Annotated in this window: 11 protein-coding genes; 4 read left to right on the top strand and 7 right to left on the bottom strand. The window is 72.3% G+C overall.

Going from position 1 to position 15,507, the window contains the following annotated elements; all coding sequences use genetic code 11:
* Positions 1-44 precede the first annotated feature (44 nt).
* Positions 45-770: a TetR family transcriptional regulator gene (locus ACFWPT_RS25215; protein WP_380484431.1), complete on the top strand. Its 726-nt coding sequence runs from the start codon at positions 45-47 to the stop codon at positions 768-770.
* 139 nt (positions 771-909) lie between these two features.
* Here ACFWPT_RS25215 and ACFWPT_RS25220 read toward each other — a convergent pair whose 3' ends face one another.
* On the bottom strand, positions 910-2,229 hold the full coding sequence (locus ACFWPT_RS25220) for a cation:proton antiporter (protein ID WP_380484433.1): 1,320 nt from the start codon (positions 2,227-2,229) through the stop codon (positions 910-912).
* A gap of 393 nt (positions 2,230-2,622) precedes the next feature.
* Between ACFWPT_RS25220 and ACFWPT_RS25225 the strand changes: the two genes are divergently transcribed.
* The 3 genes from ACFWPT_RS25225 to ACFWPT_RS25235 are packed head-to-tail and all read left to right on the top strand — an operon-like array spanning position 2,623 to position 3,208.
* Positions 2,623-2,832, top strand: coding sequence for a DUF397 domain-containing protein (locus ACFWPT_RS25225; protein WP_380484435.1), 210 nt, complete (start codon positions 2,623-2,625; stop codon positions 2,830-2,832).
* The gene (locus tag ACFWPT_RS25230; protein ID WP_380484437.1) at positions 2,829-3,020 is read left to right on the top strand and encodes a DUF397 domain-containing protein; all 192 of its coding nucleotides are present in this window, start codon (positions 2,829-2,831) and stop codon (positions 3,018-3,020) included. The genes ACFWPT_RS25225 and ACFWPT_RS25230 overlap by 4 nt, the downstream gene beginning before the upstream one ends.
* A complete protein-coding gene (locus tag ACFWPT_RS25235; protein ID WP_380484440.1) occupies positions 3,017-3,208 on the top strand; it encodes a DUF397 domain-containing protein in 192 nt (63 codons plus the stop codon). The genes ACFWPT_RS25230 and ACFWPT_RS25235 overlap by 4 nt, the downstream gene beginning before the upstream one ends.
* An 18-nt stretch (positions 3,209-3,226) precedes the next feature.
* Here the strand turns inward: ACFWPT_RS25235 and ACFWPT_RS25240 are convergent, their stop codons facing one another.
* From ACFWPT_RS25240 to ACFWPT_RS25265, 6 genes are all read right to left on the bottom strand, one after another.
* Positions 3,227-3,451, bottom strand: coding sequence for a holin (locus tag ACFWPT_RS25240; protein WP_063346317.1), 225 nt, complete (start codon positions 3,449-3,451; stop codon positions 3,227-3,229).
* 172 nt (positions 3,452-3,623) lie between these two features.
* Positions 3,624-4,319: a formyltransferase family protein gene (locus tag ACFWPT_RS25245; protein WP_063346318.1), complete on the bottom strand. Its 696-nt coding sequence runs from the start codon at positions 4,317-4,319 to the stop codon at positions 3,624-3,626.
* 5 nt (positions 4,320-4,324) lie between these two features.
* The gene (locus tag ACFWPT_RS25250) at positions 4,325-5,563 is read right to left on the bottom strand and encodes a cytochrome P450 (RefSeq protein ID WP_380484443.1); all 1,239 of its coding nucleotides are present in this window, start codon (positions 5,561-5,563) and stop codon (positions 4,325-4,327) included.
* Positions 5,560-7,353, bottom strand: coding sequence for a beta-ketoacyl synthase N-terminal-like domain-containing protein (locus tag ACFWPT_RS25255; RefSeq protein WP_380484445.1), 1,794 nt, complete (start codon positions 7,351-7,353; stop codon positions 5,560-5,562). Before ACFWPT_RS25255 ends, ACFWPT_RS25250 begins: the two co-directional genes overlap by 4 nt.
* Before the next feature lie 59 nt (positions 7,354-7,412).
* The gene (locus ACFWPT_RS25260) at positions 7,413-9,239 is read right to left on the bottom strand and encodes an amino acid adenylation domain-containing protein (RefSeq protein ID WP_380484447.1); all 1,827 of its coding nucleotides are present in this window, start codon (positions 9,237-9,239) and stop codon (positions 7,413-7,415) included.
* Positions 9,236-15,337 (bottom strand): acyltransferase domain-containing protein, encoded by a 6,102-nt coding sequence (locus tag ACFWPT_RS25265; RefSeq protein WP_380484449.1) that lies wholly within the window; start codon positions 15,335-15,337, stop codon positions 9,236-9,238. The genes ACFWPT_RS25260 and ACFWPT_RS25265 overlap by 4 nt, the downstream gene beginning before the upstream one ends.
* Positions 15,338-15,507 lie beyond the last annotated feature (170 nt).

The following is a 15,507-nucleotide window of genomic DNA, read 5'->3' on the forward strand; positions in this document are numbered from 1 at the left end:
CGGTCAGGCAAGGGGCGGCGACGGACAGGGCCTAAGCTCCCCACATGACTGCTGCCGAGAACCCCGACACCCGGGCACGGATCCTTGCGGTGGCCCTGGAGGAGTTCGCCGCGCACGGCTACCACGCCACCTCGGTACGCGGGATCGCCGAGCGGGTGGACGTGACGAAGGCCGCGGTGCTGTACCACTTCCCCAGCAAAGCGGACATCCTCGGCGCGCTGATCGAACCGATGCTGGACGACCTCGACGCCGCGCTGGCGCCCACCGACCCGCCGGATCCGGCCGCAGCCCGCTGGGCGGCGATCGAGGGGCTGCTCGACGTCTGGCTGCGCCACCGCGACCTGCTGCGGATGAGCCTGTACGACGCGGCGCCGGGCCTCACGGGCCCGGGCTTCACGCGGTTCCGCGACGGGATGCTGCGCGCGAACGTCCTGGTGGCAGGGCCCCACCCGGACTTCGTCGCCCGGGTGCGCGCCGCCCAGACGATCGCCATGCTCTCCGACCCGGTGATCCTGCTCGCCGACGCCCCGCCCGAGGACCTGCGCGCCTGCATCCTGGCCGGGGTGCACCGGCTGCTGGACGGCCCCGAACCCCCCGCCGCGGCCGGCCCCGGGCGCGGCGGCGGTGAACGGCGCGGCCGACCGAGCGCGATGAGCCCGGCGATGGTCGACACCGCCCGGCGCCTGCACGCGGCCGGCCGCACCGCCGAGCAGATCGCGGCAGAGCTCGGAGTCTCCCGAGCGACGGTCTACCGCCACCTGCCGACGTAGCCGGAGACACGGGGGCGGCCGCCAGGCAGCGGCTAATAATGAGACTTCATTGAGACAGTGAAGGTCATCTCGGCGGTGACGCCGGTTGGACAGGCGCAGGGAGTCTCCACCCCGCCGGCGCCCCGGGTCTCGCGGTGCGTCACGCTCCCCTGGCCTCCTCGATGCCCGATCGCGCGGCGGTGTCCTGCTGTTGACGGGGCAGCGCGGCGGGCCCGGCCCCGGAACGGGCGTCAGGAGCACGGATGAGGCGCCGTACGAGCGGGTTGACGGGCAGGGTCGCGGCGAAGGCGGTGACGAGGAGAACAGTGAACAGCCGGTCGCCGATGATGCCCAGGTCACGGCCCAGGGTCAGGATGAGGACCTCACTGAGACCCTTGGTGTTGAGCAGGACCGCCACCGTCGTGGCCTCGCCGCGCGGCACGCCGATCAGCCGGGCACCCAGCCTGGCGCCGGCGAACTTGCCGCCCCAGGTGACGGCCAGGAACACCACCACCGCGACCAGGCTCCCGAAACCCAGCCCGCCGATGTCCACGGACAGCCCCGTGAGCGCGAAGAAGACCGGCACCAGCAGCGCCCCCGCATGGCGCAGCGGCACCTCGACGGCGTGCCGCAGCTCCTCGGCGGCGTCGCGCGGCATGGCCAGCCCGAAGGCGAAGGCGCCGATCACGGCGTGCATGCCGAGCCACGAGGTGGTCCACGCGGACAGCAGGATCCCGCTGCCGAGGGTCAGCAGGACGAGCAGGGGATGCCCGTCGGCGCGGGCCGGCCGGCGCAGCAGGCGCCGCAGCAGCGGACGGGCCACGAAGGCCATCGCCGCCGCGTAGCAGGCGAGTTCGGCGAACGCGAGGAGGACGTGGTCCGATCCGCCGCTCCGGGCCGCGGAGGCGACGCAGGCGACGCCGCACCACGCGGTGATCTCGGTGAGCGCCCCGCAGGCCGTGGCCATGGCCCCGGTGCGGGTCGTCTGCAGCTGGTTCTCCCCCACGATGCGCGCGAGCACCGACAGCGCGCTGGCGGACAGCGCGATGCCCAGGAACACGGCCAGCAGCACGGGGGACGTCTCCGTACCGATGAGGTGGGGCCACCTGGCCGCGAGGACGGCGGCCAGGGCGACCGCGAGGGCGAAGGGCACGGCGACGGAGGCCGCGGTGACCGCCACCACGGTGCGGACCCGCCCGTTCAGCTGCTTCAGGTCGAGTTCCCAGCCGGCGGCGAACATGAAGAGCGCGATGCCCAGTTGGGCGATCACCGACAGGTGCTCGCGGACCTGGGGCGGGAAGAGGACGTGCGGGAGGTCGCCCGGCAGCAACCCGAGGACGCTCGGCCCCAGGATCACCCCGACCGCGATCTCGCCGACCACCACCGGTTGGCGCAGGCGGGTGCGCAGCGGCGACAGGACGAGTCCGATCAGCAGGATGGTCGCGATGTCGGCCAGCGCGGTCGAGGAGGAGCCTTCCATGGTCGTGCGCCTTCCTGGGAACGGGGGCGTGCGCGGCCCGGTGACGCGGCCCCTGCATTATCGGGAAGGACCCGTTCGTCGACGTAGCGTTCCCCGCGTGTCGCAGGCGCGCGGCTCCCCCACCGCGCCCCGACCCGGACCCTCACGCCCTGACCAGGCGGACCGGCGGACAGGGGCGCACAAAGGGCGCGCGGCGTGACGCTGTGCAAGCAAAAGATCGCTTTCCGATACTGGTGATCGGAACGCGGAGGTACGGTGGCGCCCAGATACGCGTGTTGAGCACGTGGTGTACAGCAGGGGGCAGTGATGGCACGACGGAAGATCAAGTGGGGACCGACCGCGAGCTCCGCGATCGGGTGCGGCAAATCACCGAGGCGCTGGAAGGGTTCGGAGATGATGCAGAACGAGCTCGACGCGGCCAGCTGGCGCAAGAGCAGCTACAGCGGCACGAACGGCGGCGACTGCATCGAGGTGGCCCCCGGGTTCCCCGACCTCGTCCCCGTACGTGACTCCAAGGACCCCGACGGCCCGACCCTCGTCTTCCCTGCAGCCGCATGGCAAGCCTTTGTCGCGGCCGTTCACGAGGGCGAGTTCCCCGTATGAAGCTGCTCTGGCACAAGAGCAGCTACAGCGGGGGCAACGGCGGCAATTGCATCGAGGTGGCCCACGGGTACCCCGGCCTCGTGCCCGTGCGTGACTCCAAGGATCCCGATGGTCCGGTCCTTTCCTTCCCGGACCCGGCATGGCACGTCTTCGTCGCGGCCGTCCAGAACGGGGAGTTCCCGGCATGAAGTTGGTCTGGCGCAAGAGCAGCTACAGCGGTCCGGACGGTGGCGACTGCGTCGAGGTCGCCTCCGGCCTCCCCGGCCGCGTGCCCGTGCGGGACTCCAAGGACCCCAGCGGTCCGGTCCTTTCCTTCCCGGACCCGGCATGGGGCGCCTTCGTCGCGGCCGTCCAGAACGGGGAGTTCCCGGTTTAGCGCGCCCGGCCGGGCCGGTCACTCGTGGGGGCGGGCCAGCAGGGCTGCCGAGTTCGGGTCGCCGACGAAGGTCGCGGCCACTCCCTTGACCACGGCCAGTGCGGCCGGCAGTGCCGCCACGGCTGCCGCCTTGAACGCGCCGATCGACGTCAGGTCGAATCCGTCGGCCAGCAGCAGGCCGAGGAATGCCACGGCGTAGGTGGCGACGGTGCGTTCGGCCAGATCGATGATGAACTTCCGCATGGTCGGGACTCCTTCGCGGTGAAGGTGCAGAGGTACACGGGGGGCGCTCGGAATTGCCGTCCCTGGTGTACACGTTCACGCTGTCGAGTTCCGACGACGGGCTCGGCGACCAGTCCGGTGCCCCGCACACGCGTAGTGTGCGGGGCACCGGGTTCCAGAGACCGCCCGGCCGTCACCCGTCGTGCAGGGCCCACTTGCTGCTGTCGACCTGCACCGTGCCGGGCAGCGCGATGAGTTCGGGTTTGAACAGCGGTGGCGCGCCCATCGCGGGCTCCCAGGTGGCCAGCTTCTCGTCCTGGGGGACTTCGATCCGCCGGTCCGCGGTGAGGTCGGCGACCACCTTGAGGAGCAGTCGCACGCCGAGCGGTGCCAGGTGGTCGCGCCACAGGCTCTGCGCGGTCGAGCCCGGGGGCACGAACAGGTGCTCCTGGGCGGCGAGCGGGCCCGCGTCGGTGCGTTCGGTGAGGTGATAGACACTTCCGCCGGTCACCTTGTCGCCGTCGCGGATCGTCCACCGGATGGCGTCCCGGCCGCGGTGCAGCGGCAGCAGGCTGGGGTGGTAGCCGATGGTGGCGACGGCGGCCCGGGCGCGGGTCTGGCGGCCGAGGAAGGCGTGCGAGTGGGCGGCGACGATGATGTCGACCCCGTCCGGGATGTGCCGCGCGCGCAGTTCGGCCGAGTCCGTCCACGGGACGTCCTTGTGGTACGCCCAGGAGCGCAGGCGGTCCCAGCACATCGCGTCGCCCTCGTCGGACTTCCCCTTGCGCAGCCGGGGGGCGGCCGCGCCGACGATCTTGTGCCCGTCGTCCAGCAGGGCTTCCGCGACCGCGACCGCGAATCCCCCTTGTCCTGACATGTAGATGTTCATCCGGATCAGTCGACCTCTTTCAGTCCGCGGTGGTCGGGCTGGAACCGCACCGGCATCGTGGAGAACCCGGTCAGGAAGTTGGACCGGATCCGTAGCGCCTCCTCGGTCTGCTCGAATCCGGTGGTGAAGTCCCGCAGGGCCGTGAGCAGTTCGGCGATCTCGACCTTGGCCAGGTACGAGCCGACGCAGAAGTGCGGGCCGTAGCCGAAGGCCAGGTGCTTGTTGGGGGTGCGGCCGAGGTCGAACACCCCGGGCCGGGCGAAGACCCGTTCGTCGCGGTTGCCGGAGGCGTGCCAGAGTGTGACGATGTCGCCCGGCCGCAGTCGTACGCCGTGCAGTTCGGTCTCCCGTACGGCGCTGCGCCCGAAGTGCATCGTGGGCGAGGCCCAGCGCAGCACCTCGTCCACGGCGGTCTCGACGGCGACCTCGCCGTGTTTGAACCGCCGCCACTGCTCGGGTTGGGCGGCGAGGGTGTGGACGCAGTCGATCATCGTCAGCCGGCTGGTCTCGTCGCCGCCGATGATCAGGCTGTAGCAGTTGAGCACGACGTCCTCGTCGGTCAGCGGCACGCCGTCGATGGAGCTGGCGATCAGCATGCTGATCACGTCGTCGCCCGGGGACTCGCGCCGTTCCTCGACGACGTCCATGAAGTACATCAGGATCTCGTTGCGGGCCATCTCGGAGTCGACCTCGTCGACGTCCTCGTCCTCGGCCGACAGCGCGGTCTTGGTCAGCCCGAGCAGGTAGTCCCGGTCCTGTTCGGGCACGCCGAGCAGGTTCGAGATCGTGGTCATCGGGATCCGGCTGGCGATCTCCTCGGCGAACTCGCAGCCGCCGGACTCGACGGCCTCGCGGATCCACTGCCGGGTGTTGACGCGGACGGTCTGCGCGACCTCGTCGAGCACCCTCGGCGAGAGCACCCGCTGGAGGATCTTGCGCAGTTCGTGGTGCCGGGGCCCGTCGGTGACGGCCAGCATCCGGCCGGCCCCGGCGTCGCCGCCCTCCAGGAGCGTGACGAGCACGTTGCCGCGCTCGGAGGTGAAGTTCGCGTTGTCCCGGTAGGTGGCCATGATGTCGTCGTGGCGGGAGAGCACCCAGAATCCCCGGCGGCCGTCGACGGGCGGGTTCCAGTGCATCGGGGCGGTGTCCCGCAGGGTGCGCCAGAACCCGTCGAGGTCGTGGTCCGCGAAGGTGGCCGGGTCGCCCAGGTCCACGGTGTCCGGTGGCGGCGTGCTCATGGTCACCAGTCCGTGCGCCAGAACCGGCGCGGCTGGAACGGGTAGGTGGGCAGCGGCACCCGGTGGCTGGCCTGCCCCCGGTGCAGGGCGTCGAAGTCCACCTGCTGGCCGGTCACCCAGGCGGCGGCCAGTTCGGACAGCGCCCGCTCGTCCTGGCCGGACGGCACGATCCCGTTGTCGTTGCGGGAGAAGCGGGAGAAGGAGCCCGAGTCGGTCTGCGGGGCGGCGGCGGTCGTGGTGGCGGGGCCGCGGGCGGCGTCGTCGGACAGCGCCGCGATCAGCTCCGCGCGGCTGCGGACCACGGCCGCCCACCGGCGGGCCATCACCTTGCGGCCGAGGTTGAGGCTGAAGCAGACGTCGTCCAGGCGCAGGTCGGGGTCGGCCTCCAGCCGCTCCTTGAGCCGCGTACGCTGCCGGGCCAGCGTGTCGTCGTCCAGGGCGGACAGGGTGGCCAGCCGCGGCCGGCCCTCGTCCTCGGGGGCGCGCCCGGCGGCCGTCGGCGCCTCCTCCAGCAGCAGGTGCGCGTTGTAGCCGCCGCCACCGATCGAGGTGATGCCGGCGCGGCGGATGCCGGCCTGCGGCTCCCAGGGCGCCCCTTCGATCTGCGGCACGAAGGGGGTGCTGGGGAAGTCGAGGTCCTGGTTGACCTCGGTGAGGTTGATCGTCGCCGGGAGCGTCTTGTGGTGCAGGGCCAGCGCGGCCTTGATCGCGCCGAAGCCGCCCGAGACCACGCCGCCGTGGCCGACGTTGCCCTTGACCCCGCCGATCGAGGTGGTCGCGGTCTGCTTCCCGAACGCCATGGTCGCCGCGTGCACTTCGAGCTCGTCGGTCATCGGCAGGCCGAGACCGTTGGCCTCGTACATGGACACGGTGTCCGGGGTGACGCCGCCGACCTCCATGGCGTTGGCGATGCAGGCGCTCAGCCGCTCGGGCTGGGCCAGGCCGTACGCCATCGCGCTGACGCCGTTGTTGTTGACGGCCGAGCCCTTGACGACGGCGTAGATGTGGTCGCGGTCGGCGACGGCGTGGCCCAGCGGCTTCAGCAGCACGGTGACGACGCCGCTGGACAGCGCGGTGCCGGTGCCGTTGGCGTCGAACGGGCGGCAGTGGCCGTCCTTCGACAGGATGCGGTTCTCCTCCCACAGGTGGCCGCGCGGGTGCGGCAGGCGGACCATCGCGCCGCCGGCGATCGCCAGGTCGGTCTGGCCGAGCAGCAGCGACTGACAGGCCAGGTGGACCGCGTAGTGGAAGCCCGCGCAGACGGCGGCGACGGTGACGGCCTCGCCGATGAGCCCCATGTAGTACAGGGCGTTGGAGGTCATGGTGTCCGGCGACCACGCCAGGCTGGCCTCGATCGCCTCGGGGCCGACCGACACCCGGTCCGGCGGGGAGCTGTAGAGCGCGGCGGTCTGCGGGTTGTTGGCGCCGTACATGCCGATCTCGGCCCGGAGCCGGTCCGGGTCGTAGCCGCCGTCCTCCAGCGTCTCCCAGGCGCTCTCCAGGAACAGCCGGTTCTCCGGGGTCATCGCGGCCGCCATCCGGTCGCTGATGCCGAACACCGACGGGTCGAACTTGTCGTACGTGTCGAGCACGCCGCAGGCCCGCACGTAGAACGGGCTGTGGATCAGGGTCTCGTCGACGTGGATGTCGTCCTTGGCCAGGAACGACACGGACTCCCGGCCGTGGACGAGGTTGTCCCAGAACTGCTCCTTGGTGCGGGCTCCGGGCGCCCGCAGGGACATGCCGATGACGGCCACGTCGCCCGGGTCGTAGTCCTGCTCGGGGTTGTCGGTCATGGGGAGGCTCCTGCTTCGTTTCGAGTGAGGGTGGCTCAGCAGACTCAGCGGCTCGTGGTTCAGCGGCCGGTGGCGCCGCCGCGGCCGCGCAGCGCGGCCCGGCGGGTGTTGGCGCGCGCACGGGCGGACTGGACCGCCTCGGGGGTGGCGCCGCTCTCGTCGTCGAGCCAGCGGGCGAGGGAGGAGATGTCGCGGAAGCTGAAGAGGTCGGGCACCCGGACGCGGCGGTCGAAGCGCCGGGTCATCAGCCGGGCGAGGCGGATGAGCAGCAGGGAGTCCCCGCCGAGGTCGTAGAAGGCGGACTGCACGTCGATGCTCGACGGTTCGAGGTCGAGCAGCTGGCCCCAGATCTCCGACAGGGCGACCTCGGTCGGCGTGCCGGCGGCCGTCAGGGGCCCGCCGCTGTCGGCGGCCGGCGGCTCGGGCAGCGCGTTGCGGTCGAGCTTGCCGCCCGGCCCCAGCGGCAGGGCGGCGAGGAACACGAGCGTCGCGGGCACCATGTAGTCGGGCAGTTCGACGGCGAGCCTGCCGGTGACGGCGCTCTGGAGCGCGGCGTCCAGCCGGGGGCCGCCTTGCGGCGCGTCGTCGCCGACGGGCACGACGTAGCCGACGAGCCGGTTGCCCCGGACGACGGCGGCGGCCTCCCGGACTTCGGGGCAGCCGGTGAGCCGGGCCTCGACCTCCTCCAGCTCGATGCGGTAGCCGCGCAGCTTGACCTGGTGGTCGGTGCGGCCGAGGAAGCGGAGTTCGCCGTCGTCGGTGAACTTGACGACGTCCCCGGTGCGGTACATGCGTTCGCCGTTGCGGAACGGGTCCGGCACGAAGCGTTCGGCCGTGGTGCGCGGCCGGTTGACGTAGCCGTGCGCGAGGCCGGCGCCGCCGAGGTAGAGCTCGCCGGGCTCGCCGGCCGGGAGCGGCTTCAGCTGCTCGTCGAGCACGTAGACCCGGTCGCTGGTCGTCGGCGGGCCGATCGTCGGTTCGTCGGTCCCGTCCTCGGGCACCGGCCCGAACGAGCAGAAGACCGTCCCTTCGGTGGGGCCGTAGGCGTTGAACACCCGGTCGGCGCTGGTCTCCCGGTAGGTGCGGTCCACCAGCTTGCGGCGCAGGGCCTCGCCGCCGAACACGACGGTGCGCACGTTCGGCGGCAGGGCTCCGGCGTCGAGCAGGCTGTTCATGACCGAGGGGACGACGTTCAGGTGGGTGATCCTGTCGGCGTACCGGCTCTCCGGCAGGTGCACGGCGCTCTCGACGAGCACGACGGCGCCGCCGCGGCACAGCGCGTTGAAGATCTCCATCACGGACAGGTCGAAGCAGACCGAGCTCGCCGCCGAGACTCCGCTCAGGTCGCAGCCGTCGAGCACCCGGTCCATCTCGGCGAGCATCGCCACGCAGCCGCTGTGCCGGACGGCCACGCCCTTGGGCCTGCCGGTGGAGCCCGAGGTGTAGATGACGTACGCGGTGTCGCCGGGCACGACCGGCACGGGCTTCGCGCCGGGCTCGGTCGTCACGCTCTCCCCGAGCACGACCACGGTCGGTCCGGGCGGGCAACTGGCCCGGGACGCAGGCGTGGTGAGCAGCAGGCGGGTCCCGCTGTCCTGGACCATGAAGGTCAGCCGGTCGGCGGGGTAGTTCGGGTCCAGCGGCAGGTAGCAGGATCCGGCGCGCAGGGCCGCCAGGATGCCGACGAGCAGGTCGGGGGTGCGCTCGACGCAGATGCCGACCGGGATGCCGGGGCCCGCGCCGTCGGCGACCAGCCGTTCGGCCAACGCCCGGGAGCGCTCGTTCAGTTCGCCGTAGGTCAGGACGCCGGCGTCGGAGTAGACGGCGGTCGCGTCGGGGTTCTTGAGCGCCTGCTCGACGAACGCGGAGTGCAGGGTCTCGGTCACTGGTCCGTCTCCTCGGGGAGGCCGGTCGGCGCCAAGTCGCCGAGGGCCCGGTCGGGTTGGGCGATCGCGTCGAAGAGCACGGTGCGGTACAGCGCGAGCAGTGCCGTCACGGTCTGCCTTTCCAGGTAGCTCGGTTTGAACTGGACGTGGCCGGCCACCTCGCCGTCGATGTCGGCCATCGAGATTTCGAGGTCGAACTTGGCGAGGTGCCTGCGCACCTGAAGCGGTTCGAGCGGCAGCGCGCCGTCGGGCGTGATGGTGTCGCCGATGCCGTGGAAGAGCTTGACGGACCGGGGGAACGCGTCCGAGGACAGCCAGTTGACGACCACGTCGAACCACGGGGAGCGGCCCTCGGCCCTCGGCGGCCGCAGCTGGGAGGCCAGCAGGTCGAGGGGGTAGTTCATGTGCTCCAGGAGGCCGAGCGAGAAGGCGTGGACCTCGCGCAGCAGTTCGCGGAAGCTGCGGTCGCCGGCGGGGTTCGCCCGCACCAGCACGGTGTTGAGGTAGTAGCCGATGGCGGATTCCCAGCCGGGTTCGGCGCGTTGGGCGATGGCGGTGGCCAGCACGGCGTCCTCGGTGCCGACCGCGCGGTTGAGCGTGGCGAAGAACCCGGCCAGTACGACGGTGCTGATCGACACGCCTTCGCGCACCGCGAACTCCCGCAGCAGGCGGGTCTGTTCGGCGCTCCAGCGGAAGGCGAGGTCGCGGCCCTCGTAGGTGACGCCCGGCGGCCGCTCCTTGGTGGACAGGTCGAGGTGGGCGGGCGGGTCGGCCAGCTTCTGCGACCACCAGTCCAGGGCCGCGCCGGCCGCCGGGCCGGCCAGCCACTGCCGCTCCCATTCGACGAACTCCGTGTAGGGGGCGACCGGCGCGCTGTCGGCGGGGTCGGCGCCCTCGTAGTACTCCTGGAGTTCGCGGATCATGACGTCGGCCGACGCCGCGTCCGACGCGATGTGGTGGACGAGCACCAGCAGGTAGTGGTCCGCCGGTCCGCGCGTCATGAGGACGATCCGCACCAGCGGCCCGTTGTCCAGGTCGAGCGGCTCGTGCCCGCAGCGGGCCAGTTCCTCGCGGGCCTGTTCGTCGTCCAGGTCGGTGCCGTCCGCCACGACGAACTCGTACACCGGTTCGTCCAGGATGACCTGGTAGGGGCTGCCGCCCGCCTCCACGAAGAGGGTGCGCAGGGCGGGGTGGCGCTCCATCACGGCCTGGACGGCACGCTCCAGGGCCTTCTCGTCGACGGCGGTCCGGATCCGGGCGGTCACCATGAAGTTGTAGGGCACGGCGTCCGGCGCGACCATCTGCATGAACCACAGCGAGGCCTGGCCGTGCGAGGCCGGTGCCAGGGCGAGGCCGAGGCCGTCGGCGCGCAGCTGGTCCAGGGCCGGGGCGTCGGTGGCCTCCAGCAGTCCGCGCGCGTCCAGTTCGTCGACCAGCTCCTCGGCGTCCAGTTCGGACAGCTCGTCGAGGTACGTCCGGTCCGGCTCGGCCTCGGGGGCCGAGGAGGGGGCGGGAGCGGCTGCTGGTACGGGCTGGGCCGTCGCGGGCGCGGCCGGTCCGGCGGTGAGCCCGACGAAGTGGCCGACGACCTCGGAGATGGACCGGCCGTCCAGGAACACCACCGGCGACACCCGGTGCCCGAACAGCGACTGCAGCCTGTTGACGAGGCGGATCGCCAGCATCGAGTCGAGGCCGAAGTCGAGCATGCTGGCGTTCACGTCGAACCTGCTCACCGGCACGCCGAGCGCGTCGGCGAGCTCGGCGAGGACGACCTCCGCCACCGGCCGGATCTCCGCCGGCTGCTCCTCCTCCACCACACGGGCCACGGGCGCGGCCACGGTTTCGGCAGCCGGGGCCGTCGCGCGTACGGGGCGGGGCTCGGTGTCGATCCAGTAGCGGTCCTTCTGCCACTGGACGAGCGGCGTCTCCACGACCTCGACGTCGTCGCCGAACAGCGGGTCGAAGGTCAGCGGCAGGCCCCTGACGTACAGCGACGCGGCGGCGCCCAGCAGGCAGCGGACGTCGCTCTCGTCGCGCCGCAGGGAGTTGATCGCGTGCACCTGGGCGCCACGGGTCAGCGCGATCTCCTCGACCGCGCCGCGCAGCGTCTCGTGCGGGCCGATCTCGATGAAGGTGCCGACGCCCTGGTCGACCAGCGCGCCGATCGTCTCGGCGAACCGGACCTGGTTGCGCAGGTTGTGCACCCAGTAGTCGACGTCGGCGACCGGGTTGACCGTGTCGGCCAGTGCCGTGGAGTGGAAGTCGATGCCGGGTGTCAGCGGGGTGATGCCGTCGATGCCCGCGCGCAGCGGCTGGAGCAGCGGGTCCATGCCGGGGCTGTGCACCGGCCGTTCGACCCGGATCCGCCGGGTCGAGATGCCGTCCCGCTTGAGGTCGGCCTCCAGGGCGTCGACGGCTTCGGGCGAGCCCGAGACCGCCGCGCTGGTGGGGCTGTTGACGACGGCGACGGCCGCGTGCGCGGCGTAGGGGGCGAGCCGCGGCAGCAGCTCCGCCTCCGGCAGGTCGACGGAGATCATGGCGCCCGCGGCGGCCTTGCGTTCCAGCAGGTGCGACCGGGCGACCACCACGCGGGCGGCGTCCTCCAGCGACAGCGCGCCGGCCACGCAGGCGGCCGCGACCTCGCCCAGGCTGTGCCCGACGACGGCGGTCGGCTGGATGCCGAGTCCGAGCCAGGCCTTCGCCAGCGAGACCTGGAGGGCGAACAGCACGGGCTGCTGGAAGTCCATCTCCTCGTACCTGGCCTCGTCGGCCGGGGCGGCGAGCTGGTCGAGCACCGAGCAGCCGCCGGCCGCGCGCACGGCGGCGTCGCAGGCGGTCATCCAGGTGCGGAAGCCGGCGTGCGAGCGCAGGAGTTCGCGGCCCATGCCGACCCACTGGGTGCCGCCGCCGGAGAACACCAGCGCGACCCGCCGGTCGACGTTGCCGGAGACCGTGCCCGTGACGACGTCGGGGTGCGGCTGGCCGGCGGCGACCCGGGCGAGGCCGTCCAGGACGTCCTGCCGGTTGCGGGCGAACAGGGCGATCCGGTGGTTGTGGTGGGTGCGCCTGGCGGCGAGCGTGTAGGCGAGGTCGGAGACCCGCAGGCCCGCGTCGCGTTCGACGTGGTTGGACAGCTCGCGGCAGGTGTCGGTCAGCGCGCCGGCCGTCCGGGCGGTGACGGGGACGAGGTGCACCTGCTCGTCGGCGGCGGCGTCGCTGCGGCCGGGCGTGACGTGCCGCCCGCGGTCGCCCGCGAGGAACGGGTGGGCCGTGACGGGGAGGCCTGCGGTGTACAGGGCGCCGAGCGAGCCGAGCAGGGTCGAGGCCTCGTCGGCGCCGCGGCGCAGCGAGGGCAGGGTGGTCGCCGTCAGGATCTCCGACACCGACTTGAGCAGGACGGGGTGCGGGCTGATCTCGATCACCGCGTCGACGTCGTGGTCGCGCAGGTTCGTCAGGGCGTCGACCACCCGGATCTCCCGGCGCAGGTTGTCCGCCCAGTAGTCCGGCCCGAGCTCGGCGCCGTCGACGCGTTCGCCGGTGACCGTCGAGATCATCGGGATGCGGGTGGTCCGGGGCCTGATGCCGTCGAGTTCGACCTTCAGCGGGGCGAGGACGTGGTCGACCAGCGGGGAGTGCGGGGCGTGGCCCATCCGGACCCGGTGGTTGGTGACGCCCGCCGCGGTCAGCCGCTGGACGAGGTCGTCGATCTCCTGCGGTGTGCCGGTGACCAGGGTGGAGCTCAGGCCGTTGTGGCCGGAGACGGTGAGCCGGCCGGTCAGGTACGGCCTGACCTCGTCGGCGGCGGTCATCACCACGATGCCCTCGCCGCGCCCCACGGCGAGCTGCTGGAGGAGCCGGCCGTGGTGGGCGGCCAAGCGGGAGGCGTCGTCGAAGTCGAGTGCGCCGGCGATGTGGGAGGCGGCGAACTCGCCGACACTCTGCCCCACGACGACGTCCGGCTCCACCCCCAGCGAGCGCCAGGCCTCGGCCAGCGCGACCTGGAGGGAGAACAGCAGCGGCTGGAAGACGTCCATGTCGTCGATGCGGCCGTCCGGGGACATCAGCTGCTCGACGAGCGAGAAGCCCAGCAGCTCCCGCATCCGCCGGTCGGACTTCATCATGGACCGGCGGAACACGGGCATTCCGGCGAGCAGTTGCCGGCCCATGCCCACCCACTGCGAGCCGTTGCCCGAGAACAGGAAGGCCACCCGCGGCCTGCGTCCGGTCCGCTCGCCGACGCTCAGCCCGGCGGCCGTCGCCCCGCTGCCGAAGGCGTCCAGCTGGGAGCGGAGTTCGGGCATGTCGCGGGCGGTGGCCGCGAGCCGGAACGGGCCGTCACCGGGCGTCCGGCGGCAGAGCGCGCGCAGGTCGCTCTCGTCGCGCAGCGCCCGGGCCCGCTCGGCCAGCGCCTCCCGGGAGTCCGCGGCCAGCAAGAGCAGCGAGTTCTCGGGGCGCGGCAGTTCCTCGACGGCGACGTGGCAGATCGCGCCGCCGAACCCGAACGAGCTGACGCCGCCCCGGCGGGCGTCGGAGCGTCGCGGCCACGGCGTCAGCCGGTCCTGGACGGTGAGGTTGTACTCGTCGAACATGATCTGCGGGTTCGGCGCGCTGTAGTGCAGGCTCGGCGGCAGCACGCCGTTGCGCATCGACATCGCGAGCTTGACCAGGCCGACGATGCCGGCGGCCGCCTCCAGGTGCCCGACGTTGGACTTGACGGACCCGAGCCGCAGCGGCTCCGTACGGCCGCCGCCGAGGACCGCGCCGATGGCGTTGGCCTCGATCGGGTCGCCGAGGGGCGTCGCGGAGCCGTGGCACTCGATGTAGTCCACGAGGTGCGGTGCGATGCCCGCCCGCTGGTACGCGGTGCGGAGCATCTTCTCCTGCGCCTGGGGGTTCGGCGCCGTCATGCCGTTGCTCAGACCGTCGTTGTTGGAGGAGCTGCCCTTGATCAGGCAGTACACCGGCAGGTCGCGCTCCAGCGCCACACTCAGCGGGGCGAGCACGACGACGCCGGCGCCCTCGCCGCGGACGTAGCCGTTGGCGCGGGCGTCGAAGGACTTGCAGCGGCCGTCCGGGGCGAGCGCGCCCATCGCGTCCATGGCGGTGTAGTAGTCGGAGACGAAGCTCAGGTTCACGCCGCCGGCCAGCACCAGGTCGCTCTCGCCCAGCCAGATCGACTGGCACCCCACGTGCACCGAGACCAGCGATCCGGCGCAGGCGGCGTCGATGGCCATGCTCGGGCCCTGGAGGCCGAGGACGTAGGAGACCCGGTTGGCGATGATGCCGTCGTGCATGCCGGTTGCGGTGTGCGGGGTGATCTGGCTGTCGGGGCCGCGGTAGTGCGCCAGGGCGGCGTAGTCGCCCCAACAGGAGGCCATGAACACGCCGGTGTCGCTGTCGACCAGGCTGTGGGGCGCGATGCCCGCGTCCTCCAGCGCCTCCCAGGACAGCTCCAGGATCAGGCGCTGCTGCGGGTCCATCTGGACGGCTTCGCGGGGCGAGATGCCGAAGAACAGCGGATCGAACCGGTCGATGCCGTCGATGAACCCGCCCCAGCGCGCCCTGTCGTTCAGCAGCTCGCGTCGCGCGGCCGGTACCGGCCCGACGGCGTCGCCGCCCTCGACCAGCAGCTGCCAGAACGACGACGGGTCCGCCCCGCCGGGGAACCGGCAGCCGATGCCCACGATCGCGACGGGCTCGTGCGAGGGCAGGCGGCGGCGCTCGGTGGCCGGGGCGGGCTCCGCGGCCCGCGGACCGTCGACGAGCGCACGCGCCAGCCCGTCGACGGTCGGGTACTGCCACATCCAGGTGGCCGGGACCTGCCAGCCGAGGAACTCGGACAGCGAGGCCGCGAGGGTCACCGATCTCAGCGAGTCGAGTCCGTACCGGTGCAGCGGCGCCGAGCGGTCCACCGCGCTCGCGGACACGTCCAGCAGCTCGACGACACGGGAAAGCAGGAAATCCGTTACGGCGGAAATGTCTCGCGCGGCGCGCTCTCGGGGCACGGCGACTCCCTCAACAGGGCGGATGGAATGGACGGGTGGAGCTTCACGGCCGACCGGTCGGGGGGGTCGGTCCGCACCCGGGCGGCCGGACACGGGGGGCGGCTCATGACGCGGAGGGTCCCCTTCGCCGCATCAAGTTCCTGGGTGGGGCCGATGGTTGGCGTGATGACGAGATCGGCGTTTCCGATCTCCACGTTCACGGCGGGCGAGAACTCCCGTTCGCGTACCGCCGTTTCAGCCGGCGGCGCGGCTCGTTCTCACCG

Source organism: Kitasatospora sp. NPDC058478 (assembly GCF_042720345.1).
Classification (GTDB): Bacteria; Actinomycetota; Actinomycetes; order Streptomycetales; family Streptomycetaceae; genus Kitasatospora.